The sequence below is a fragment of the Stella humosa genome, from assembly GCF_006738645.1.
Lineage (GTDB): Bacteria > Pseudomonadota > Alphaproteobacteria > ATCC43930 > Allostellaceae > Allostella > Allostella humosa.
This window is the reverse complement of the sequence record NZ_AP019700.1, coordinates 5,331,368-5,352,795: the sequence shown is the minus strand read 5'-3', so window position 1 is coordinate 5,352,795 and position 21,428 is coordinate 5,331,368. Positions and strand designations below refer to the sequence as shown.

Below are 21,428 nucleotides of genomic sequence, written 5' to 3'. Positions count from 1 at the left end.
AGCCCGCCAGTCCCGACCGGAAGGACACGAGTCCGATGAGCCGTCGCCGCTCCTACCAGCTGGCCATCCTGCTCGGGCCCGCGGTGGCGCTCATCGGGCTGCTCTTCCTGTTCCCGCTGTTCGGGGTGATGAAGCAGAGCATCTTCAACCCCGGCTTCACGCTGGAATCGGTCGAGAAGCTGATGACCTCGCCGGTCGCTTCCATCGTCATGCGGCGGACCTTCGTCCTGGCCTTGTCCGTGACGGCGCTCTGCTGCGTGCTGGGCTATCCGCTGGCCTACTTCCTGGCGACCATGTCCAAGCGCTGGCGCGCCTTCTTCCTCTACCTGATCCTGCTGCCGTTCTGGATCAGCGTGCTCATCCGCACCTACACCTGGATGGTGCTGCTCGGGCGCGAGGGCCTGGTGAACAACGCCATGCTGGGCCTGGGCATCGTCGACGAGCCCGTGCAGATGCTCTTCACCGGCTTTGCCGTCCATCTCGCCATGGTGCAGATCCTGCTGCCGATCGTGATCCTCACCTGCTTTGCCTCGATGGTGGAGATCGACCCGCAGCTCGTGCGGGCCGCGCGCACCCTGGGCGCCACCCCCTTCAAGGCCTTCCTGCGGGTGTTCTTCCCCATGAGCATCGGCGGGGCGGCGGCCGGCGCCATCATCTGCTTCATCCTGTCGCTGGGATTCTACGTTACCCCGGCACTGCTGGGCGGCCGGCGCAACATCATGCTGGCCAACCTGATCGACTTCGAGGTCCACCAGACCCTGAACTGGAGCTTCGCCTCGGCGCTGGCGCTGGTCCTGCTGGCGGCGACGCTGATCCTGCTCGGGCTCTTCCGCCTCGTGGCGCCCGAGCGCCGGCTGCACGGCTGAGCGCAGGGGGACGCTGCCATGACCCGCTTCCTGCTGGGCGTCTATTTCGCCATCGCCGTCGCCTTCCTGGTGATGCCGCTGGTCTTGTTGGTGCCGATCTCGCTGACCGACAGCCAGTTCCTGGAATTCCCGCCCAAGCACATCTCGATGCGCTGGTATCGCGAGTTCTTCGTCGATGCGAGCTGGGTCAACGCCACCCTGCTCAGCTTCAAGGTCGGCATTGGGGCGACGCTGGTGGCCCTGGTGGTGGGCACCCTGGCCTCGGTCGCCATCGTGCGCGGCAACTTCCCCGGCCGGCGCGTGCTGCACGCCCTGCTGGTGGCGCCGCTGATCATCCCGACCGTGATCCTGGCGCTGGCGCTCTTCATCGTCTTCCTGCGCTGGAAGTGGGTCGACAGCGTGCCGGCCCTGATCTTCGCCCATGCCGTGGTGGCGCTCCCCTACGTCGTGCTGATCGTCTCCTCCTCGCTGCGCAGCTTCGACACGACGCTGGAGCGCGCGGCCCGCGTGCTGGGGGCGGGGCCGTTGCGCGCCTTCTTCAGCGTGACACTGCCCTATCTCGGGCCGTCGATGTTCGCCTCCTCGCTGCTGGCGTTCTTCGCGTCCTTCGACGAACTGATCATCACGCTCTTCGTCTCGGGCGGCCTGCAGACCCTGCCGGTGCGCATCTGGACCGACCTCATGCTCCGGCTCGACCCCACCGTCGCCGCGGCGGCCACGATGCTGATCGTGGTCAGCGTCGTCGGCATGGGCGTGGCCGAGTATTTCCGCCAACGCAACGTCCGCCGCTACGGCAACTGAGGCCCCAGCGGCACCTTCAGGAGAGCCTACCTTGAGCCAGTCCCTGCTCGAACATGTGGCCCAGCTCCGGGCGCGCATCGAGGCGACGCCGTTCGCGCCCAACCTCGGCGCCTTCATCGACGAGGCGGTCGCGCGCAACGGCGGCGCCACCCTGTGGACCTTCTTCGACGACAGCCGCACGGCCACATATGCCGAGGCCAAGACGGCGATCGACCGCATGGCGTCCGCCCTTCACCATGCCGGCGTGCGCCAGGGCACCCATGTCGGCGTGATGCTGCCGAACGTGCCGGAATTCCCGACGACCTGGCTGGCGCTGGCGCGCCTGGGTGCGGTCATGGTGCCGATCAACATCGGCTACACCGCGCGCGAACTGCACTATGTCCTGACCGATTCCGAGGCGAGCTTCCTCGTCATCGACGCCTCGTGCCTGGCGACGCTCGACCAGATGACGGCCGAGACGCCGGTGCTGGATGCCGATCATGTCCTGGTGCTGGGCGGCGACGGTTCGCGCGGGCGGGCGGTCGCGAGCCTGTTGGCCGAAGCGCCGGACCATCCGGGTCCGTGGCCCCAGCCCAAGCTCGATGACCTGATGAACATCCAGTACACCTCGGGCACCACGGGCTTCCCCAAGGGCTGCATGCTGACCCACCGCTACTGGCTGACGCTGGGCAAGGTGGCGGCGATGCGCGGCGAGGACGAGTGCCGGCGCATCCTGGTGGCGCAGCCCTACTACTACATGGACCCGCAGTGGCTGCTGCTGATGGCGATGTACAGCGACGGCCAGGTCTTCGTCGCGCGGCGCGCCAGCTCCAGCCGCTTCATGGACTGGGTGCGCGCCTACGACATCGAGTACTGCCTCTTCCCCGGCGTCGTCGACAAGGAGCCGCCCAGCCCCCTCGACCGGCAGAACAAGCTGAAGCGCGTCTCGGTCTTCGGTCTGGCCAAGCAGGCCCATGCCGATCTCGAAAAGCGCTTCGGCATGATCGCGCGCGAATCCTTCGGCATGACCGAGGTGGGGTCGGCCCTCTTCATGCCGCGCGAGGCGACGGACATGGTGGGGTCGGGCGCCTGCGGCGTGCCCTCGCCCTATCGCGAGGCCAAGGTCTGCGACGAGGCGGGCAACGAGGTCCCGGTGGGCGAGATCGGCGAGCTCTGCATCCGCGGGCCCGGCATCCTGCTCGGCTACTACCGCAAGCCGGAAGCCAACGCCGCCAGCTTCCGCGATGGCTGGTTCCGCACCGGCGACCTGTTCCGCAAGGACGAGAAAGGCTTCCACTACATCGTCGGCCGGGTGAAGGACATGATCCGCCGCTCGGGCGAGAACATCGCCGCCCGCGAGCTGGAGGCGGTGATGCGCGAGATCGACGAGATCGCCGAGGCCGCGGCCGTGGGCGTGCCGGACTCCCGCCGCGGGCAGGAGGTGAAGGCCTACATCGTGCTGAAGCCGGGGGTCGACCGGTCGGCGGTGTCGCCGGAGCGCTTCTTCGCCCACTGCGAGGCACGCCTGGCGAAGTTCAAGGTGCCCCGCTACCTGGAATATCGCGACAGCCTGCCCAAGACCCCGTCGGAGAAGATCGCCAAGCAGCGTCTCGTCGACGAGAAGCCCGACCTGCGCGCCGACAGCTACGACCGCGTCGACGGCGTCTGGCGCTGAACCTTAAGGAGACGGATCATGCCGCTCGAATACGAGAAGAAGGGCCACGTCGCCTATTTCACGATCCGCAACGGATCGGTGAACCCGATGACGCCGTCCATCCACAAGCAGATGTACCACACGATGCTGGATTTCCTCGCCGACGAGGACATCCGGGTGGGCATCATGACCGGGGCGGGCGAGCGGGCCTTCTCGGCCGGCGACGACATCAAGACGCCCTATGCCAAGTTCGAGACCCCGGCCGAAGAGATGGCGGCCCATCTGTGGCCCAAGCATCGCGTCGAGGAAGAGGACCCGCAGACCTTCGCCTGGTCGCGCGACGTCCTGGCGCTGGAACGCTACAAGCCGATCATCGCCGCGGTCCGGGGCTACTGCCTGGGCCAGGGCATGATCTACCTCCTGCACCTAACCGACATCCGCGTGGCCTCCGACGACGCCAAGTTCGGCTTCCCCGAGATCGCCTACGGCATGGGCGGCGCCGGCGGCTCGTCGCGCCTGTCGCGCCATCTGCCCCATACCGTGGCGATGGAGATGCTGCTGACCGGCGACCCGATGTCGGCTGCCGACGCGCTGAAGCACAACCTCGTCAACCGGGTCGTGGACGGCGACGCGGTGATGGCCGAGGCCGAGGCGATCGCGGCGCGCATCGCCCGCCATCCGCCGCTGGCCGTGCGCATCGAGATGGAGGCGTACTACCGGTCGATCGACCAGACCAAGCTGGATGCGCTGGCGGCCACCAAGCATCTCTATCGCATGCAGCGGCTGGTGCATGGCGGCGGCAGCGAGAAGGTCGGCCGCTTCCTCTACAAGAACGACGCCGCCGACTGAGAAAGCCGCCGGCACCCCTTCCGGCATCGGTCCCGTCTTGTCGCAATGGGCGGGCAGCCCTAGGGTTGCCCGCCAATTTGGGGAAATGAGGGGAACACGCGATGCAGCCCAGGGACGTTCGCACGGCCGCCGATGCCAAGGCCATCGTCGAAGCGCGCGGTCTGACGCATGTGAAGGTCGGCGCCTTCGACGCCGACGGCGTGCTGCGCGGCAAGTACATGTCGCGGGCGAAGTTCCTGTCGGCGCTGGAAAGCGGCTTCGGCTTCTGCGACGTGGTCCTGGGCTGGGATTCCAACGACCAGCTCTACGACAACACCACCTATACCGGCTGGCACACCGCCTATCCCGATGCCCCGGTGCGGATCATCCCCGAGAGCTGCCGCGAGATCCCCTTCGAGGCGCCGGGCCTGCTGTTCCTGGCGGAGTTCGCCGCCCCGGCCGATACCGTATGCCCGCGTGGCACGCTGCGCCGGGTGCTGGATCGCGCGGAGGCCATGGGCTACCGGGTGAAGGCCGCCGTCGAATACGAGTTCTTCGTCTTCGACGAGACGCCGGATTCGGTGCGCGAGAAGGGCTATCGCAACCTGAAGCCGATCACGCCCGGCAATTTCGGCTACTCGGTCCTGCGAAACTCGGTCTGGTCGGACTTCTACAACGAGCTGCTCGATACGTGCGAGCGCATGGACATGCCGATCGAAGGGCTGCACACCGAGACCGGCCCGGGCGTGCTGGAGGCGGCGATCACCGTCGACGACGCGCTGGCCTCGGCCGACAAGGCCGCACTCTTCAAGACCTTCGCCAAGGTGGTGGCGCAGCGCCGCAACCTGATGGCCACCTTCATGGCCAAGTGGTCGCCCGACTATCCCGGCCAGTCCGGCCATATCCATGTCTCGCTGGTCGACGCCGACGGCAAGTCGGTGTTCCACGACCCGTCGGCCGAGCATGGGATGTCGGCCGCCATGCACCAGTTCGTGGCCGGCCAGCAGGCGCTCCTGCCCCAGGTCCTGGGCATGGTGGCGCCGACCGTCAATTCCTATACCCGCCTGATCCCGGGCTTCTGGGCGCCGACCAGCGCCACCTGGGGGGTGGAGAACCGCACGACGGCACTCCGCGTCATTCCCGGCAGCGCCAAGTCGCAGCGGGTCGAGTACCGGATCGCGGCCGCCGACGGAAATCCGTACCTGGCGCTGGCGGCCGCCATCGGCAGCGGCCTGTGGGGGATCGAGAACAAGCTGGAAGCCACGCCGCGGATGGTGGGCAACGCCTATGAGCAGGCGGCCCCAGCCCACCTGGCCCTGCCCGCGACGCTGTGGGACGCGGCCCAGAATCTGAAAGGGTCCAAGGCCGCGCGCAGCCTCTTCGGCGACGCCTTCGTCGACCATTTCGCCGCCACCCGCGAGTGGGAGGAACGCCAGGCCCGGCGCGCCATCACCGACTGGCAGCTTGCCCGCTACTTCGAGATCATCTGAAAGCCCTGCCATGTCTGCTCCTGCCATGTCTGCCCCTGCCAGCGACTATCGCCACCTGCGTGCCAACTGGAGCTACCCGACCGCCGTCCGCTTCGGCGTCGGCCGACTGAAGGAACTGGGCGAAGCCTGCCGGTCGGTCGGCATGACACGCCCGCTGGTCGTCACCGACCCCGGCCTGGCGAAGCTGCCGCTGCTGGCCGAGGCCATGGGCATCCTGGAAGCGGACGGTCTCAAGGCCACCCTCTTCTCGGCGATCAAGCCCAACCCCGAGGGCCGCAACATCGACGACGGCGTCGCCGTCTATCGCGCGGGCGGGCATGACGGCGTCGTCGCCATCGGCGGCGGCAGCGCGCTCGATGCCGGCAAGGCGATCGCGTTCCTGGCCGGCCAGACCCGGCCGCTGTGGGATTTCGAGGATGTCGGCGACTGGTGGACGCGGGCCGATGCCGCCGCCATCGCCCCCATCGTCGCCGTGCCGACCACGGCCGGCACGGGGTCCGAGGTCGGCCGCGCCTCGGTCGTCACGCATGAGCCGACGCGGACCAAGAAGATCATCTTCCATCCGAAGATGCTTCCCTCCGTCGTCATCTCCGATCCGGCGGTGACAGCCGGCCTGCCGGCCAACATCACCGCCTGGACCGGCATGGACGCGCTGGCCCACAACCTCGAAGCCTACTCCTCGACCTATCACCACCCGCTGGGCGACGGCATCGCGGTCGAAGGCATGCGGCTGGTGAAGGAATGGCTGCCGCGCGCGGTCGCCGACGGCAGCGACCTGGAGGCCCGCGCACACATGCTGGCGGCCGCCAGCATGGGTGCCATCGCCTTCCAGAAGGGCCTGGGCGCCATCCACGCGCTGAGCCATCCGGTGGGCGCCATCTACGACACCCATCATGGCCTGACCAACGCCGTCTTCATGCCCTACGTGCTGGCCTTCAACCGCTCGGCGGTCGAAGTGAAGCTGGCGCGGGCCGCAGCCTATATCGGCCTGAAGGACGCCAGCTTCGACGGCTTCCTGGCCTGGGTCCTCGAGCTGCGCCAGCAACTGAAGATCCCCCACACGGCAGGAGAGATCGGCGTCGGCACGGACAAGCTCGACCTCCTGTCGCAGATGGCGGCCGAGGACCCGACCGCCGGCGGCAACCCGGTCAAGGTCGGCACGCCGGAACTCCGCGCGCTCTACGACCGCTCGCTGGCCGGCACGGTCTGAACTGGAGAAGAGGGCGCTGCCTGGCGCCTTCTTCGACTCAGTTGCGCTGCGACAGCAGCCCGCGGCCGATCACCTGGGCCTGGATCTCGGCTGCGCCCTCGAAGATGTTGAGGATTCGGGCGTCGCACAGCACGCGGCTGATCTCGTATTCCAGCGCATAGCCGTTGCCGCCATGGATCTGCAGGCTGGTGTCGGCGTTGCTCCAGGCGACGCGGGCGGCTAGCAACTTGGCCATGCCGGCCTCGATGTCGCAGCGCTTGCCGCTGTCCTTCTGGCGGGCGGCGGCATAGGTCAGCTCGCGGGCCATCACGGTCTCGACCGCCATCATCGCCAGCTTGTCGGCCACCCGCGGGAAACGGATGATGGGGCGGCCGAACTGGCGGCGCTCCAGCGCATAGCCCAGGCCCAGCTCGTAGGCGCGACGCGCCACGCCCAGCGCCCGGGCGGCGGTCTGGATGCGGGCACCCTCGAAGGTGCGCATGAGCTGCTTGAAGCCGCGGCCGGGGGCGGCGCCCAGCAGGCTGCCGGCCGGGACCGCGAAGCCCTCGAACGCGATCTCGTATTCCTTCATCCCGCGATAGCCCAGCACCGGGATCTCGCCGCCCTGCATGCCGGGCGCGGGGAACGGGTCGGCGTCGGTGCCGCGCGGCTTGGGCGCCAGCAGCATGCTCAGCCCCTCATAGCCGTCGGTGTCGGGCTCCGTGCGCACCAGCAGGGTCATCAGGTCGCTGCGCGCGGCATGGGTGATCCAGGTCTTGTTGCCGTCGACCCGCCAGCCGCCGTCCGCCGTCGCCCGCGCGCGGGTGCGTAGGCTGCCGAGGTCGGAGCCGGTGTCGGGCTCGGTGAAGACGGCCGTCGGCAGCACTTCGCCGGAGGCGATGCGCGGCAGCCATGCCGCCTTCTGCTCGGGCGTGCCCGATTCGGAGATCAGCTCGCCCGCGATCTCCGACCGGGTGCCGAGCGATCCTGCCGCGATCCAGGCGCGGCTCAGCTCCTCGGACACCACGCACATGGCGAGCTTGCCGAGGCCGAGGCCGCCATGCTCGGGCGCGATGCAGATGCCGAATACCCCCATCTCGGCCATCTCGGCCACGACGGCGTCGGGTATCAGCTCGTCGGCCAGGTGCCAGCCATGGGCGCCCGGCAGCACGCGCTGGTCGGCGAAGCGGCGAAACTGGCCGCGGATCAGGTCCAGCGTCTCGTCGCCCAGGGCCTCGTCGATCTGGCCGCCGTCCGCCAGGTGCTCCACCAGGGCAGCCCGGCGCGCTGCGACATTGCCCGCCTGCATGAACCAGGCGACGGCCGGATCGGCGGCCAGGCTTGCCGCCGCGGCGGCCAGGCCCAGCTCGCCCGGCCGCACCATCTCGTTCTGGCTCATGGGGATGCCGCCAGCGAGCTGGTGCAGGTATTCGCCAAGGCCGATCGCCAGGACCAGCGCCTCGCCCGCGGCCAGCGCGTCGCGGCGCAGCAGGGCCTCGGCCCAGGCGGTGGTGGCGGCGATCGCCTCGACCGTGGTGGCGATCCAGGCGAAGCCATGCAGCAGGCGCTGGTCGCGGTCGGCGGCCGCCACGTCGATCCGCCCGTCGCGAACGACACCCGCCTCGGCCGCCGCCTTGGCAGCGGCGGCGAAGGTGCGCGCCGCCAGCGTCGCCATCCGCGCGGCTGCCGTCAGCTCGCTGGCCGACTTGTCCCCGGCCGTGCCTGCCCCGTCCATCCCTGGCCTCCCTCGTATCCTGGACGACCGCGTATGCCCGCCCCGGCCCGCTATCGCAAGCACGGCAAAGCGACCGGCGCTAGGATCGCCCCACCGATGAGGAGCGAGGAGACCCAAGCCCATGTTCAGCCATGTCACCGTCGGCACCAACGACTATGCCGCCGCCAAGGCGTTCTATGACGCGATCCTGCCGGCCCTCGGCCTGCAATGCATCCATGCCAGCGCCGAGGAAGGGGCGGCGGGCTGGGCCGTCGACCCCGACCGTGCGCCGCATTTCTGGATCCTGCGGCCGTTCGACGGCGGCACCGCCTCGATCGGGAACGGCATCACCGTCGCCTTCGAGGCAAAACGGCGCGCCGAGGTCGATGCCTTCCACGCCGCCGGACTCGCGGCCGGGGGCAAGGATGAGGGCGCGCCCGGCCTGCGCCCGCACTATCACCCGGACTATTACGGCGCCTATCTGCGCGATCTCGACGGCAACAAGCTGTGCATCGTCTGCCACCGCCCGGAATGAGCGGGCGTCACCCGGCCTGAAGCTGCCGGCGCAGTTCCGCGTTCTCGGCCTCGAGCGCGCGGATGCGCTGGTCCATGGCGTCGAGCGCCGGCAGTACCTCCACCGCCGGGAAGAGCTGGGGGATGTGCTGGCGGCAGTTCACGTCCCAGGCCGCGATCTCGAACAGCACGGCACGTTCTCCGCGGGCGGCATAGCCCGCCGGGAACAGCCGTGCGACGAGTGCCGGGTCATCCTCGATGACGCGCGCCCGGCCCCACAGCTTCACCCGCCGGCGGGTCTCGTAGTCCATGACGAACAGCATGGCCTGCGGGTTTTCGCCCAGATTGCCCAGCGTGATGTACTGCCGGTTGCCGGCGAAGTCGGCAAAGCCGATCGTGCGCCGGTCGATCAGCTGCAGGAAGCCCTTCGGCCCGCCACGATGCTGGATGTAGGGCTGGCCAGCCGCGCTGGCGGTGGCCAGGAAGACGCTCGTGGCCGCCCCCAGGAACTGTTCCAGCTCGTCCGTCGCCTCGGTCGGCCAGTCGGGCCGCCGCGCGAAATGGTCGCGCGACCCAAGCCGCTGCTGCACGGCCTTGACCGCGGGCGAGAAGGCGACATCGGAGGTGTGCGGCATCGGGCTACTCCCTTAACTGCAGATGCCGATGGATGTCGCACCGCTTCACACGACAATAAAGAGGCCGTATCGGTATTCATCCTTCCAGATATCGGGAGAGTGGCCGTGGATCGGCTCGATGCGACGCGGATATTCCTGGCGGTGGCCGATGCCGGCAGCCTGACGGCCGGTGCCGGGCGCCTGGGCCTGCCGCTCGCCACGGTCAGCCGCAAGCTGGCCGCCCTGGAGGATCATCTGGGCGCCCGCCTGCTGGCGCGCACCACGCGCCGGGTGGTCCTGACAGAGGCGGGACGGGGCTATCTCGAGGCCGGGCGGCGAATCCTGACCGACCTGGATGCGGCCGAACGCGCCGTCCATGGCATCACCGACATCCCGCGCGGCCGCCTCGGCATCACCGCGCCCTATGTTTTCGGCCGCCTCCATATCCTACCGGTGGTGACGCAGTTCCTGGCGGCGCATCCCGAGGTCGACGTCCGGCTGCTGCTGCTGGACCGGGTCGTCGACCTGCTGGACGAGGGGCTCGACCTGGCCGTCCGCATCGGTCCGATCGCCGATGGCGCGATGGTGGCCACCAGCCTGGGGGCGATCGGCCGCGTGGTCTGCGCCAGCCCGGCCTATCTGGCGGCCCACGGCACGCCGATGCAGCCGGCCGACCTGGAGGGGCATGCCTGCGTCGCCTTCTCGGCGGCCGCTGTGGTGGATCGCTGGGTCTTTCCCGGCAAGGACGCACGCCACGAGATGGCCGTGGCGATCCGTACCCGCCTGGTGGTCTCGACGGCGGAGGCCGCAATCGACGCGGCCGAAGCCGGCCTGGGCATCGTCCGCGTCCTGTCCTATCAGGCCGCAGCCGCCCTGGCGGCCGGCCGGCTGCGGCGCATCCTGGCGGCGTTCGAGCCGCCGCCGGAGCCGGTCAGTCTTGCCTGGCCGCAAGGCCGGCTGCTGCCGGCCAAGGTGCGCGCCTTCGTCGACTTTGCCGCGCCCCGCCTGCGCCGCGCGCTGGCGGGAGAAGGCGTCAGTGGTCGTGCTGGCGAATGAACGCTCGCACCTTCGGCAGGGTCTCCGTCCGCCAGCGTCGGCCGTTGAAGACGCCATAGTGGCCGACATGCGGCTGCAAATGGTGGGTCTGCTTGTCGGCTGCGAGCGAGGTGGTCAGGCGGTGGGCGGCCGCCGTCTGGCCGGGGGCGGAGATGTCGTCCTGCTCGCCCTCGACCGTCATCATGGCGGTGCGGGTGATGGCGGCCGGCTCCACCAGGTGGCCATGCCAGAACATCTCGCCCTTCGGCAGGGCATGCTCCTGGAACACCAGCTCGATGGTCTGCAGGTAGAATTCGGCCGACAGGTCCATGACCGCGAAATACTCGTCATAGAAGCGCCGGTGGGCCTCGGCGCTGTCGCCATCGCCCTTCACCAGGTTGCGGAACAGCTCCAGGTGGGCGCCGACATGCCGGTCGAGGTTCATCGACATGAAGCCGGTGAGCTGCAGGAAGCCCGGATAGACCCGCCGTCCCATCGCCGGGTATGGCGCCGGCACGGTGGTGATGACGTTGTTCTCGAACCAGGACAGCGGCCGCGTCTTGGCGAGCTGGTTGACGCCGGTCGGGTTCTCGCGCGTGTCGATCGGCCCGCCCATCAGCACCATGGAGCGCGGCTGGTCGCGGTCGTCGGCCAGCGCCAGCATCGACACGGCCGCCAGCACCGGCACGGTCGGCTGGCACACGGCGATGACGTGCGTCTCCCCGCCCAACTGCCGCAGCATCTGCAGGATGTAGGTGACGTAGTCCTCGAAGTCGAAAGCACCCTGGAAGGCCGGGACGTTGCGCGCGTCGATCCAGTCGGTGATGTAGACGTCGTGGTCGGGCAGCAGGTCGCGCACCGTGCCGCGCAGCAGAGTGGCGTGGTGGCCGGAAACCGGCGCCACCAGCAGTACCCGCGGCCCCATCGGCCCGGTCGACTTCTCGAAATGCAGCAGCCGGCAGAAGGGCTTGGCGTCGGCTACGCGCTCGGTCACGACGGCCTCGCCGGCGGCGGTCTGGACGGCCTCGATGCCGAAGGCCGGCTTGTCGTAGCGGCGGGTGAGGCGGCTGAACAATTCGCACTGCGCGGCCATGGTGCGCGCCAGCTTGGTCCCCGAATGGGGCGCCCAGGGATACTGCAGCGATACCTGCATCGCGTCCGCTGCCATGCGGAAGGGCAGGGCCATCATGTGGGCGGTCTCGTAGGCGTGATACAGCATGGACTGGGGGCCTCGAACCGAGGGATCGGGCCGTCGGGGGCGGGCGGCCGTCGTTGCGCAACCATGGAGCCGGCGGTATCAACCTACCCGCCAGTACGCAAGGGACGCGGAGTGTGATCCGCTTCGTCCCCTGCGACAACAAGTTTCCAGAAGGCCGCTTGCAATAGTAACAAACGGTCTGTGCGGCTTTTCGTTGCTAGGCGCGATTCATGCGGTTGCCGACCAGGTCGTCGACCACGCCGGGGTCGGCCAGGGTCGAGGTGTCGCCTAGCTGGCCATGCTCGTTGGCGGCGATCTTGCGCAGGATGCGGCGCATGATCTTGCCCGACCGGGTCTTGGGCAGGCCCGGCGCCCACTGGATCAGGTCGGGCGTGGCGATCGGGCCGATCTCCTTGCGCACCCACTGCACCAGTTCCCGGCGCAGCTCCTCGGTCGTGGCCTCGCCGGCCACCAGCGTCACATAGGCGTAGATGCCCTGGCCCTTGATGTCGTGCGGATATCCCACGACGGCGGCCTCGGCCACCTTCGGGTGGGCGACCAGCGCGCTCTCGATCTCGGCCGTGCCCAGGCGATGGCCCGCCACGTTGATGACGTCGTCGACGCGGCCGGTGATCCAGTAGTAGCCGTCCTCGTCCCGCCGGGCGCCGTCGCCGGTGAAGTACATGCCCTTGAAGGTCGAGAAGTAGGTCTCCACGAAGCGCTTGTGGTCGCCATAGACGGTGCGCATCTGCCCCGGCCAGCTGTCGGCCAGGCACAGGTTGCCCTCGGTCGCCCCTTCCAGGTGATTGCCCTCGTTGTCGACGATGACCGGGCGCACCCCGAAGAAGGGCAGGGTGGCCGACCCGGGCTTCAGCGCCGTGGCACCCGGCAGCGGGGTGATCAGGATGCCGCCCGTCTCCGTCTGCCACCAGGTGTCGACGATCGGGCAGCGGCCCTCGCCGACGACGTTCCAGTACCAGAGCCAGGCCTCGGGATTGATCGGCTCGCCGACCGATCCCAACAAGCGGAGCGACTGGCGGCTGGCCTTCTTCACGGGCGCCTCGCCCTCGCGCATGAGCGCGCGGATGGCGGTGGGTGCGGTGTAGAAGATGTTCACCTTGTGCTTGTCGACCACCTGCCAGAAGCGCGAGGCGTCGGGATAGTTCGGCACGCCCTCGAACATCAGCGTGGTGGCGCCGTTGGCGAGCGGGCCATAGACGATGTAGCTATGGCCGGTGACCCAGCCGACATCGGCGGTGCACCAGTAGATCTCGCCGTCGCGATAGTCGAAGACCGCCTCGTGGGTCATCGACGCGAAGACGAGGTAGCCGCCGGTGGTGTGCAGCACCCCCTTGGGCTTGCCGGTCGAGCCCGAGGTATAGAGGATGAAGAGCGGGTCCTCGGCCGACATCTCCTCGACGGGGCAGTCGCGCGAGGCAGCCGCGGTCGCCTCATGGTACCAGACGTCGCGGCCCTCGGCCCAGCCGACCTTGCCGCCGGTGCGGCGCACGACGATGACGCTGTGGACGGCCGGGCAATGTTCCAGGGCGGCGTCCACATTGGCCTTCAGCGGCACCTTGCGGCCGCCGCGCAGTCCCTCGTCGGCGGTGATGACCACGGCCGAATCGCAGTCCTGAATGCGGCCGATCAGCGATTCCGGCGAGAAGCCGCCGAATACCACCGAATGGACGGCGCCGATGCGCGCGCAGGCCAGCATGGCATAGGCCGCCTCGGGGATCATCGGCATGTAGATGGTGACGCGGTCGCCCTTCTTGACGCCGCGCGCCTTCAGCACGTTGGCCAGCCGGCAGATCGCCTCATGCATCTCGCCATAGGTGACATGGCGGTCCTCGGCCGGGTCGTCGCCTTCCCATAGGATGGCGGTCTGTCCGGCGCGTGCCGGCAGGTGGCGGTCGACGCAGTTCCAGCAGGCGTTCAGCGTGCCGTCATGGAACCAGCGGATGCGCACGTCGCCCGTATAGTCGACGTCCTTCACCTGGGTATAGGGGCGGATCCAGTTCAGCCGCCGGCCCTGCTCGGCCCAGAACCCTTCCGGGTCGCGGATGGAGCGTTCGTACATCGCCTTGTACCGCGCCTCGTCGATCCTGGCATGGGCAGCGACCGCCGGCGGCACGGGAATGACGCTTGGGCTGGACATCCGTTTCTCTCCCTCGGGAAGGCTTGCTTTCTGGCCGGATGATGGGCGGGTTCGCGGCCCGAAACAAGGTCTTGAAGCCCCCCGGCGCGGCGGCTAGCGTCGCCCGACCCCTGCCACGAGGAGACGGCGTCGATGCAGCTTCAACTCAGCACCTGGCACGAGGTGCAGGACTATCTCAAGACCTCCACCGGCGTCGTCATCCCGATCGGCTCGACCGAGCAGCATGGCCCCAACGGCCTGGTCGGTACCGACGCCCTGACGGCCGAGATCATCGGCCGCGCGCTGGGCGAGAAGATCGGCTGCCTGGTGGCGCCGACCATCTCGGTCGGCATGGCGGTCCACCACATGGACTTCACCGGCAGCATGACCTACCGGCCGTCGACGCTGATCGCGGTCATCTTCGACTATGTGCAGTCGCTCGCCCGGCACGGCTTCACGCGGATCATGTTCGTCAACGGCCATGGCGGCAACATCGCCACGACCAATGCCGCCTTCTACGAAATCTACAACCACCGCCAGTCCGACCCCGGCAAGGGCAACCAGCCGGTGAAGTGCCTGCTCGCCAACTGGTGGGAAGGGCCCGAGACGCGCAAGCTGTGCGCCGACCTCTATCCCACGGGCCACGGCTCGCACGCCACGCCGAGCGAGGTCGCCGTCACCTGGGCCGCATATCCCGACCGGGTGAAGTACATGGAGATGGAGCCGGAGATCGCGCCGACCGGCCGCTTCACGGACGCGGCCGACTATCGCCGCCGCTTCCCCGACGGCCGCATCGGCTCCAACCCGAACCTCGCGAAGATCGAGGACGGCAAGCGGCTGATCGAGGCATCCGTCGCCGATCTCACCACCACCTATCGTGAGTTCCTGGCGGCGTGACCAACCCGGAAATGGCGGCGGGGGCGCGCATCCTCGTCGCCATTCCGCACTATGTCGGCCCGCCGGTGCCGGGTGGCACCCTCTATGGCTCGGGCATGCCCGACGCGGCTGCGGCCCGGGCCCAGGCGCTGACCCGCACCATCGCCGGCCTGCGCATCCATCTGGGCGAGCGCCAGGGGCGCGTCGGCTGGAGCGGGCCCGACCTGCCGGCAGGCCTGCCCACGGTTGCCGACCGCACCCATGTGCGGATCGAGCGGGCGAACGCGCCGACCCTGCCGGACCGGCTCGACATCGTCGTCGTCATCGTCGGCCGGCGCCACGCGCTGGATCGGGTCGCCCTGCCGGCCAGCACTTTCGAGGTCGAGGAGACGACGCTCGATCGCCTGGGCGGCGACCCGCGGATGCTGGGCTTTGCCTGCCACGAGGTGCTGGCGGCCCGCGCCGCCCGGTATGACTGGGCCTGCTATCTCGAGGACGACACGGTGATCGCCGACCCGTGGTTCCTGCGCAAGATCGCCCTGGTCGAGCGGGCGACCGAGGGCCAGGGCGTGCTGCTGCCGAACCGGTTCGAGGCCGATCCGGCCGGCCGTTTCCAGAAGCTCTATGTCGACGGGCCAGTGCCGGTGGAGACCACCGCGGCCTGGCAGGACATCGCCCACCAGCCGGCCATCGGCATCCGCCACCTGGGCGGTCAGGCGATGCTGGAGCGGCCGACCAACCCGCACGCCGGCTGCTTCTTCCTGACCCGCCGGCAGTTCGCCCGCTGGCGGGCGGAGCCCCATTTCGGCCGGCGCGAGCCGCTGTTCGCCGGCGCTTTGGAAAGTGCCGCCACGCTCGGCATCATGCGCACTTTCCGCCTCTACAAGCCGGCGCTGGAGAATGCCGACTTCCTGGAGGCCGAGCACCTCAACAACCGCGAGTGGCTGACCTTCAAGAGGTAGGGGAAGCCGGCGGGGAAGCGGGCGGCGCCGGCGGCGGCGGCCGGACGTCGGGCTCCATCAGCAGAATTTCGCCCCCCTCTTCGGCGACGTCGACCGGGTCCAGCGCCAAGCCCCGGCAGGGGCCGCGCAGGCACATCCCGTCCTCCACCTCGAAGAGCGCGCCATGGGTGGCGCAGATCAGGAAGCGACCGTCGTTGGTGAAGAAGCGGTCGGGCATCCAGTCGAGCGGCGTGCCGGCATGGGGGCAGGAGTTGAGGTAGCCGTAGACCCGGCCCTCCTTGCGCACCACGAAGATCTCGCGCTTCTGGCGGCCCTCGCCCAGGACGAAGCCCTTGCCGCCCGCCTCGCCGATCTCGTCCGCCCGGCACAGCACCCGGGGCTCGAACGGAAGGGCCGCCTCGGTTTCGCTGCTCATGCCTTGATCCCCGCCATGCGACACAGCAATGTCCACTCCTCGTCTCCGACCGGCACCACCGACAGGCGCGACTGCCGCACCAGCGCCAGGTCGGCCAGCGCCGGTTCGGCCTTGATCTCGGCCAGCGTCACCGGCTTCTTCACCGGCTTGACCGGCGCGATGTCGACCATGACGAAGCGCCCGCTCTCGTCGCTGGGGTCTGGATAGAACTCTCGCACGATCGAGACCACGCCCACGATCGCGAGCCCCTCGTTGGAATGATAGAAGAAGGCGCGGTCGCCCTTCTTCATGGCCTTCAGGTTGTTCGCCGCCTGATGGTTGCGCACGCCGTTCCAGTGGGTGCGGCCATCGGCCACCATCTGGTCCCAGGAGTATTTGAAGGGCTCGGATTTCAGCAGCCAGTGGGCCATCGGCAGCGACCTTGCAGCAGGGGCGGAAGCATCGGCGACCGTAGCGCAGGCCCGCCGCCGCTGCCTACCCCGTGCGGCCTAAAGCGAGCTTTGAAGTTCCCGCCGCCGCTGCCGGAACTCGGCATGCAGGGTGCGAGCCTCGTCGGAATAGTCCCGGGCGGGGGCCGGCTCCAGGTCGAAATGGCCGTACCGGTCCTGCCCGGCGACCAGGAAGGCGCTGTCGCGGCGCGGCGACTTCTGCCGCACCTGGGTGGCGAAGTAGCGGGCAGCGAAGCCGATCCGCCGATCGTTCGATCGGTTGCGGTCCGAGCCGTGGACGATGTTGACGTGGTGCAGCGACATCTCGCCCGGCGCCAGCACCAGGTCGACCCAGTCGCCCGCCTTCACCTCGACCGCCACCTCCTGGCCGCGCGACAGGAGGTTGTCCGGGTCGTAGGTGTCGCGGTGGGGCGCCAGGTCCAGCATGTGCGACCCGGGGACGACCCGCATGCAGCCGCTTTCCACCGTGCTGGGCGACAGGGCCAGCCAGGCGGTGATCACCTGGTCGCCCGGCTCCAGCCCCCAATAGGTCAGATCCTGGTGCCAGGAGATGAACTCCGGCCCGCCCGCCTCCTTGGTGAACAGCACCGTCTCCCAGCACAGGATGTCGGGTCCGATCAGCGGCTCGATCCGCTCCAGGATCGCCGGGTGGCGGGCAAGCTCGGCCGCCCAGCCGAACAGCAGATGCGGCTTGGTGCGCTCCTCGCGGGTGAGCGTGCGGCCGATCGCCTGCTCCGCCTGTTCCAGGCGGGTGCGATAGTGCCCGGCATCTTCCGCCGATAGCACCGGGATCGGCGCGCAATAGCCGCGCTGCCGGTAGGTTTCGCCGATCGTCGATCCGTCCATCGTTTCCTCTGCGGGCGTTGCCGGTCGCCATTGATCGGAGGATAGACCCGGGTGCTGCGCCGGCGCACCCGCTCAGTAGACGTCGCGGCGATATCGGCCCGTCTCGGCCAGATGGTCGAGCGCGCTTTCGCCCAGCACGTCGGCCAGGACGGCATGCACGCCCGGCGCCATGCCCTCGGCGCTGCCGCAGACGAGGATCGAGGCATCGTCCGCCATCCAGCGCGTCAGGTCGGCGGCGGCCGCCCGCAGCCGGTGCTGGACATGGATGCGCTCGACCTGGTCGCGCGAGAAGGCGAGGTCGAGGCGGGCGAGGATCCCGGATTGCCTCCAGGCTTCGATCTCGCCCTGGTGAAAATAGTCCGCCTGGCGTCGGCGCTCGCCGAACAGCAGCCAGTTGCCGCCCTGGCCGCGGGCGGCCCGCGCCTTCAGGTGGGCGCGCAATCCGGCAAGGCCGGTGCCGTTGCCGATCAGGACGAGCGGCCGGTCGCCCGCCGGGGCGTGGAAGCCGGCATTGGATCGAACCTGCAGCGATGCCGTTCCGCCGACTGCCAGTTCCTGCGTCAGCCAGCCGGACCCCAGTCCCAGGCCACCGTCGGCATGGCGGGCCAGCCGCACCAGCAGGTCGAGCCGGCCGTCCTCGGGGATGGATGCGATGGAATAGTCCCGGCGCGCCGGCTTCCCGCCTGCCGATGGCTGGCCGATCTCCACCCGGACCAGGTCCCCTGCCACCCACTCGCAGCTCCCCTCGACCGGGGCGAAGGAGAGGTGGAAGGCGGGATGGTCGGGGCTGTCGGGGTTGAGGCAGCGGCGCTCGACCAGCCGCCATGGCTGGAACGGGCGTTCCTCGCCCCAGCCGGCAGGGCCGCCGGCGGCGTCGGCACCGAGCGCTGCCAGCGCCACCCGCCATTGCTCCAATGCGGCGGCGTCGCCGTCATCGACCTCGATCATCGGGAACAGCGCGACCGCGCCCGACGCGGCGAGCCACTGGTCGACCGCCCGGCCGAAGGCGCAGAACTGGCGATAGCTGCGATCGCCCAGCGCCAGCAAGCCGTAGCGCAGATGATCCAGGTTGGCCGGCTGCGGCAGCAGGCGACGGGCGAAGCCGGCGGCGGGGTCGGGCGCGTCGCCTTCGCCGGTCGTGCTCAGGACGAAGAGGACGCGGCCCGCGGCTGCCAGCCGGTCCTGGTCCAGTTCGCCGATGGCCACAGGATGGGCCGCCCGGCCCGCCGCCACCAACATGGCGGCGGTCTGGCGCGCGACCGTCTCGGCAAAGCCGGTCTGGCTGGCATGGACGACCAGGATCGCGCCGCTCTCAACCGTGGCCGCCGGGGTGGCCGCGCGGCGACGCTGGCGATGGCCGAGCACGGCATTGCCGCACAGCCCGACATAGCCGGCCGCGACGGCGATCGCCGTCAGCAGGCGGGTGCCGTCCGGGGCCAGCAGTTCCGACAGCGGCATCGGCCGTCTCCTAGCCCGCCATGGCCGCCAGGGCCGGGCTGGCGCGCTGCCCGTGGGGCAGCACGAACAGCACGGCCAGGTCGTGGCGCCGGGCATGGTCCATGCCGGCATCGGGCCCCATCACCGTCAGTGCGGTCGCCAGCGCGTCGGCCGCCATGCAGCTCGCGTGCAGCACGGTCACGGCCGGGACGGCATCGGCCACCGGCCAGCCGGTGCGCGGGTCGATCGTGTGGGCGAAGCGGCGCCCATCCCGATCGAAGCAGCGGCGGTAGTTGCCGGACGTGGCGACCGACAGCCCGTGCAGGGCGACCAGCGTTTCCGGCCCGGCCGCCCCGGGCGGCTGCTCCAGCGCCACCCACCAGGGCTGGCCGTCGGGCTTGACGCCCTCGCCGCGCAGCTCGCCGCCCACCTCGACCAGGTGGGAGCGGATGCCGATGTCGGTCAATGCCACGCTCGCCAGGTCGACGGCCCAGCCCTTGGCGATACCGGACAGGTCGAGCGCCAGCCCGCCCGGCTGCAGGGCCGCCCGCCGCTCGGGATCGAGCAGCAGCCGTTCCCAGCCGACGTGGGCATGGGCGGCGGCGATGGCGGCATCGGTCGGCCGGTCGTGGCGCGGGCCGGGCGGGCCGAAGCCCCACAGGTCGACCAGGGGCGCCACCGTCGGATCGCAGGCGCCGCCCGTGGCGCGCGCCAGCGCGACTGCATGCTGCAGCACGCCGAACAGGCCGGCCGGCAGCATCTCGACCGTGCCGGCCGCCGCGCGGTTGAAGCGGCAGAGGGCGGAATCCGGCTCCCAGCCGCTGGCCTCGGCGATCACCCGATCGAACACGGCCTCGATGGCGGCCCGGACGACGCCCGGCCCGGCATCCCGGGGGGCGACGAAGCGGACCTGCCAGGTCGTGCCCATGGTCCGGCCGGCCAGCGCCATCACCCGTCCGCCGCCCGTCGGCGGGAAGCCGGCCGGCAGCAGGGGCGGGATCAGGATGCGCCGGTCGGCCGCCGGGGTCGAGACCGCGGCGCCTGGCGTCAGGGCAGCACCTCCAGCGTCGTGCTGTAGCCGGCGCGCCGCTCCTTGGCTTCCTTGATCGCGGTCTTGTCGTCGCGTGCGCTGGCCTCGATCCAGTACATGCCTGGCTCCTTCCAGGTGACGGCGAAACCGCCATCGGCGCCGGTGGTGAGCGTCAGCTCCTCCAGCTTGTCGCGATAGCGGATGCCGCCGCGGATGACGGTGACCTTCACCCCCGGGGCCGGCTTGCCGTCGAGCAGGAAGCGGAACTTGGCCTCGTTGCCGACCGACAGGTCGTTGGGATGGGTGACCGGGGCCAGCTCCAGTCCCTCGCCGGTCGGCTTCAGCACGCCCTCGGTCGGCTTGCCGGAGGTGACGAAGACCTCCATGCGGCTCTGCGACTGGGTCACGCGCAGTTCCTGGGCGTCCTTCGGCACCTCGGTCGCGAACTTGTCGGCCGTGCCGCGCCAGCGCTTGTTCTGGCCGTTCTCCTTCCAGGACGCGAACAGGCCGGCATTGACGACCGCCAGCTTGTAGGTGCCGGTCTGGTCCAGCTTCACGTCGAAGGTGCTGCGATAGCGGCCGGTCGCCTGGTTCTCGGCCTTGGCCGGGGTGCCGTCCGGGGCCGACACGACCAGGCCCTCCAGGCGCATCGGATGATGCTCGAAGAAGAACAGGTCGTTCGAGATCGCGGCGTCGACGGTGACCCAGACATCCTTGCCGGACAGAACGGTCGCCGACGGCAGCATCCAGGCGCGATGCGCCTGTGCCGCCATCGGGAAGGCAAGCGCGATGGCGGCCGCGGCGGCCGCGAGCTTCAGCGGAAGGCGCATGGTGGTTCTCCTCTGGGATGTCACGGCTTCACGGCGAGCTGGACCTTGCCCAACTCGTGCTCGCCCTGGGCAGTCTGACTGGCGGCTTCCTTGGGCGGCCACTGGAAGGGAACGCGCAGCATCTCGCGCCCGCCCACCTCGCGCGCGGCTTCGACGGCCAGCCGGTACTCGCCGGGCGGCAGGTCGGCCAGTGGCCCCTTGTCGCCCGCGAAGGTCAGTGAATGCTCGCCCGGCGCCCGGGTCGGGCTGGACAGCCCATCGGCCGGCATCGTCAGCTCGCGGCCGGACTTGCGCCACCACTGGCGCATGTCCTTCAACCACTTGGTGCCCTCGTTGTTCTTCAGCTTCACGTCGTACCAGACGGCCAGGTTGGCGGCGACGCTCTGGTCCGGCCGCTCGATCCACACCGCGACATAGGGGCGGTGGTACTCGGCCACCGTCAGGCGGGGGATCTCGACCTTGACGGCGATGTCGGCCGCGGCCGCCGGAAGGGTGAGGAAGGTTGTCGGAAGGGCGAGGAAGGCCGGGGCCATCGCGGGATAGAAGGGGCGCATCGCAAGCCTCG

At 69.7% G+C, this 21,428-nt stretch carries 21 protein-coding genes; 10 read left to right on the top strand and 11 right to left on the bottom strand.

Going from position 1 to position 21,428, the window contains the following annotated elements; all coding sequences use genetic code 11:
• The first annotated feature begins 35 nt into the window (after positions 1-35).
• The 6 genes from STVA_RS25155 (at position 36) to STVA_RS25130 (ending at position 6,828) form a co-directional block, all read left to right on the top strand.
• The gene (locus tag STVA_RS25155; RefSeq protein ID WP_170216525.1) at positions 36-866 is read left to right on the top strand and encodes an ABC transporter permease; all 831 of its coding nucleotides are present in this window, start codon (positions 36-38) and stop codon (positions 864-866) included.
• Between the two features lie 18 nt (positions 867-884).
• Entirely contained in the window at positions 885-1,667 is a 783-nt protein-coding gene (locus STVA_RS25150) for an ABC transporter permease (protein ID WP_123690882.1), read from the top strand.
• Between the two features lie 31 nt (positions 1,668-1,698).
• Positions 1,699-3,321 carry a class I adenylate-forming enzyme family protein gene (locus STVA_RS25145; protein WP_123690884.1) on the top strand — a complete coding sequence of 541 codons (1,623 nt, stop codon included), beginning with the start codon at positions 1,699-1,701 and terminating at the stop codon, positions 3,319-3,321.
• Positions 3,322-3,339: 18 nt separating this feature from the next.
• Entirely contained in the window at positions 3,340-4,149 is an 810-nt protein-coding gene (locus STVA_RS25140) for an enoyl-CoA hydratase/isomerase family protein (RefSeq protein ID WP_123690886.1), read from the top strand.
• A 101-nt stretch (positions 4,150-4,250) separates the two neighbouring features.
• A complete protein-coding gene (locus tag STVA_RS25135; RefSeq protein ID WP_123690888.1) occupies positions 4,251-5,618 on the top strand; it encodes a glutamine synthetase family protein in 1,368 nt (455 codons plus the stop codon).
• Between the two features lie 10 nt (positions 5,619-5,628).
• Positions 5,629-6,828, top strand: coding sequence for an iron-containing alcohol dehydrogenase (locus tag STVA_RS25130; RefSeq protein ID WP_245978349.1), 1,200 nt, complete (start codon positions 5,629-5,631; stop codon positions 6,826-6,828).
• A gap of 37 nt (positions 6,829-6,865) precedes the next feature.
• Here STVA_RS25130 and STVA_RS25125 read toward each other — a convergent pair whose 3' ends face one another.
• Positions 6,866-8,542, bottom strand: coding sequence for an acyl-CoA dehydrogenase family protein (locus STVA_RS25125; protein WP_197735736.1), 1,677 nt, complete (start codon positions 8,540-8,542; stop codon positions 6,866-6,868).
• 121 nt (positions 8,543-8,663) lie between these two features.
• Here STVA_RS25125 and STVA_RS25120 point away from each other — a divergent pair, with 121 nt between their 5' ends.
• Positions 8,664-9,056, top strand: coding sequence for a VOC family protein (locus tag STVA_RS25120; RefSeq protein WP_123690892.1), 393 nt, complete (start codon positions 8,664-8,666; stop codon positions 9,054-9,056).
• A gap of 7 nt (positions 9,057-9,063) precedes the next feature.
• On the opposite strand, the gene STVA_RS25115 is transcribed toward STVA_RS25120, so the two are convergent.
• Entirely contained in the window at positions 9,064-9,669 is a 606-nt protein-coding gene (locus tag STVA_RS25115) for a pyridoxamine 5'-phosphate oxidase family protein (RefSeq protein WP_123690894.1), read from the bottom strand.
• Between the two features lie 105 nt (positions 9,670-9,774).
• On the opposite strand from STVA_RS25115, the gene STVA_RS25110 reads away from it, so the two are divergent.
• Complete coding sequence (locus STVA_RS25110; protein WP_123690896.1) at positions 9,775-10,704, top strand: LysR substrate-binding domain-containing protein; 930 nt, start codon at positions 9,775-9,777, stop codon at positions 10,702-10,704.
• On the opposite strand, the gene STVA_RS25105 is transcribed toward STVA_RS25110, so the two are convergent.
• Positions 10,682-11,902 carry a polyhydroxyalkanoate depolymerase gene (locus STVA_RS25105; RefSeq protein ID WP_123690898.1) on the bottom strand — a complete coding sequence of 407 codons (1,221 nt, stop codon included), beginning with the start codon at positions 11,900-11,902 and terminating at the stop codon, positions 10,682-10,684. The two genes, STVA_RS25110 and STVA_RS25105, sit on opposite strands and share 23 nt — an antisense overlap.
• A 196-nt stretch (positions 11,903-12,098) precedes the next feature.
• A complete protein-coding gene (acs, locus tag STVA_RS25100; protein ID WP_123690900.1) occupies positions 12,099-14,039 on the bottom strand; it encodes an acetate--CoA ligase in 1,941 nt (646 codons plus the stop codon).
• A 132-nt stretch (positions 14,040-14,171) separates the two neighbouring features.
• On the opposite strand from acs, the gene STVA_RS25095 reads away from it, so the two are divergent.
• Positions 14,172-14,915: a creatininase family protein gene (locus STVA_RS25095; protein ID WP_123690902.1), complete on the top strand. Its 744-nt coding sequence runs from the start codon at positions 14,172-14,174 to the stop codon at positions 14,913-14,915.
• Positions 14,912-15,856: a hypothetical protein gene (locus STVA_RS25090; protein WP_142235885.1), complete on the top strand. Its 945-nt coding sequence runs from the start codon at positions 14,912-14,914 to the stop codon at positions 15,854-15,856. The genes STVA_RS25095 and STVA_RS25090 overlap by 4 nt, the downstream gene beginning before the upstream one ends.
• Here STVA_RS25090 and STVA_RS25085 read toward each other — a convergent pair.
• From STVA_RS25085 to STVA_RS25055, 7 genes are all read right to left on the bottom strand, one after another.
• Positions 15,846-16,271 (bottom strand): Rieske (2Fe-2S) protein, encoded by a 426-nt coding sequence (locus STVA_RS25085; protein WP_123690906.1) that lies wholly within the window; start codon positions 16,269-16,271, stop codon positions 15,846-15,848. The two genes, STVA_RS25090 and STVA_RS25085, sit on opposite strands and share 11 nt — an antisense overlap.
• Positions 16,268-16,681, bottom strand: a complete 414-nt coding sequence (locus tag STVA_RS25080) for an EVE domain-containing protein (protein WP_123690908.1) — start codon at positions 16,679-16,681, stop codon at positions 16,268-16,270. The genes STVA_RS25085 and STVA_RS25080 overlap by 4 nt, the downstream gene beginning before the upstream one ends.
• A gap of 78 nt (positions 16,682-16,759) precedes the next feature.
• A complete protein-coding gene (locus STVA_RS25075; protein ID WP_123690910.1) occupies positions 16,760-17,566 on the bottom strand; it encodes a phytanoyl-CoA dioxygenase family protein in 807 nt (268 codons plus the stop codon).
• Positions 17,567-17,638: 72 nt separating this feature from the next.
• The gene (locus tag STVA_RS25070; RefSeq protein ID WP_123690912.1) at positions 17,639-19,024 is read right to left on the bottom strand and encodes a sulfite reductase subunit alpha; all 1,386 of its coding nucleotides are present in this window, start codon (positions 19,022-19,024) and stop codon (positions 17,639-17,641) included.
• Positions 19,025-19,034: 10 nt separating this feature from the next.
• Entirely contained in the window at positions 19,035-19,952 is a 918-nt protein-coding gene (locus tag STVA_RS25065; RefSeq protein WP_123690914.1) for an FAD:protein FMN transferase, read from the bottom strand.
• Positions 19,953-20,050: 98 nt separating this feature from the next.
• The gene (locus STVA_RS25060; RefSeq protein ID WP_123690916.1) at positions 20,051-20,863 is read right to left on the bottom strand and encodes a DUF4198 domain-containing protein; all 813 of its coding nucleotides are present in this window, start codon (positions 20,861-20,863) and stop codon (positions 20,051-20,053) included.
• 20 nt (positions 20,864-20,883) lie between these two features.
• On the bottom strand, positions 20,884-21,417 hold the full coding sequence (locus tag STVA_RS25055) for a DUF2271 domain-containing protein (RefSeq protein WP_170216526.1): 534 nt from the start codon (positions 21,415-21,417) through the stop codon (positions 20,884-20,886).
• Between the last annotated feature and the right edge of the window lie 11 nt (positions 21,418-21,428).

Bases quoted from the DNA above. Each gene is read 5' to 3' on its own strand.
- STVA_RS25075 (WP_123690910.1), bottom strand. From the start codon at position 17,566: ATGGACGGATCGACGATCGGCGAAACCTACCGGCAGCGCGGCTATTGC.
- acs (WP_123690900.1), bottom strand. From the start codon at position 14,039: ATGTCCAGCCCAAGCGTCATTCCCGTGCCGCCGGCGGTCGCTGCCCAT.
- STVA_RS25130 (WP_245978349.1), top strand. From the start codon at position 5,629: ATGTCTGCTCCTGCCATGTCTGCCCCTGCCAGCGACTATCGCCACCTG.
- STVA_RS25065 (WP_123690914.1), bottom strand. From the start codon at position 19,952: ATGGCGCTGGCCGGCCGGACCATGGGCACGACCTGGCAGGTCCGCTTC.
- STVA_RS25150 (WP_123690882.1), top strand. From the start codon at position 885: ATGACCCGCTTCCTGCTGGGCGTCTATTTCGCCATCGCCGTCGCCTTC.
- STVA_RS25080 (WP_123690908.1), bottom strand. From the start codon at position 16,681: ATGGCCCACTGGCTGCTGAAATCCGAGCCCTTCAAATACTCCTGGGAC.
- STVA_RS25070 (WP_123690912.1), bottom strand. From the start codon at position 19,024: ATGCCGCTGTCGGAACTGCTGGCCCCGGACGGCACCCGCCTGCTGACG.
- STVA_RS25155 (WP_170216525.1), top strand. From the start codon at position 36: ATGAGCCGTCGCCGCTCCTACCAGCTGGCCATCCTGCTCGGGCCCGCG.
- STVA_RS25095 (WP_123690902.1), top strand. From the start codon at position 14,172: ATGCAGCTTCAACTCAGCACCTGGCACGAGGTGCAGGACTATCTCAAG.
- STVA_RS25115 (WP_123690894.1), bottom strand. From the start codon at position 9,669: ATGCCGCACACCTCCGATGTCGCCTTCTCGCCCGCGGTCAAGGCCGTG.
- STVA_RS25055 (WP_170216526.1), bottom strand. From the start codon at position 21,417: ATGCGCCCCTTCTATCCCGCGATGGCCCCGGCCTTCCTCGCCCTTCCG.
- STVA_RS25060 (WP_123690916.1), bottom strand. From the start codon at position 20,863: ATGCGCCTTCCGCTGAAGCTCGCGGCCGCCGCGGCCGCCATCGCGCTT.
- STVA_RS25120 (WP_123690892.1), top strand. From the start codon at position 8,664: ATGTTCAGCCATGTCACCGTCGGCACCAACGACTATGCCGCCGCCAAG.
- STVA_RS25105 (WP_123690898.1), bottom strand. From the start codon at position 11,902: ATGCTGTATCACGCCTACGAGACCGCCCACATGATGGCCCTGCCCTTC.
- STVA_RS25085 (WP_123690906.1), bottom strand. From the start codon at position 16,271: ATGAGCAGCGAAACCGAGGCGGCCCTTCCGTTCGAGCCCCGGGTGCTG.
- STVA_RS25140 (WP_123690886.1), top strand. From the start codon at position 3,340: ATGCCGCTCGAATACGAGAAGAAGGGCCACGTCGCCTATTTCACGATC.
- STVA_RS25125 (WP_197735736.1), bottom strand. From the start codon at position 8,542: ATGGACGGGGCAGGCACGGCCGGGGACAAGTCGGCCAGCGAGCTGACG.
- STVA_RS25135 (WP_123690888.1), top strand. From the start codon at position 4,251: ATGCAGCCCAGGGACGTTCGCACGGCCGCCGATGCCAAGGCCATCGTC.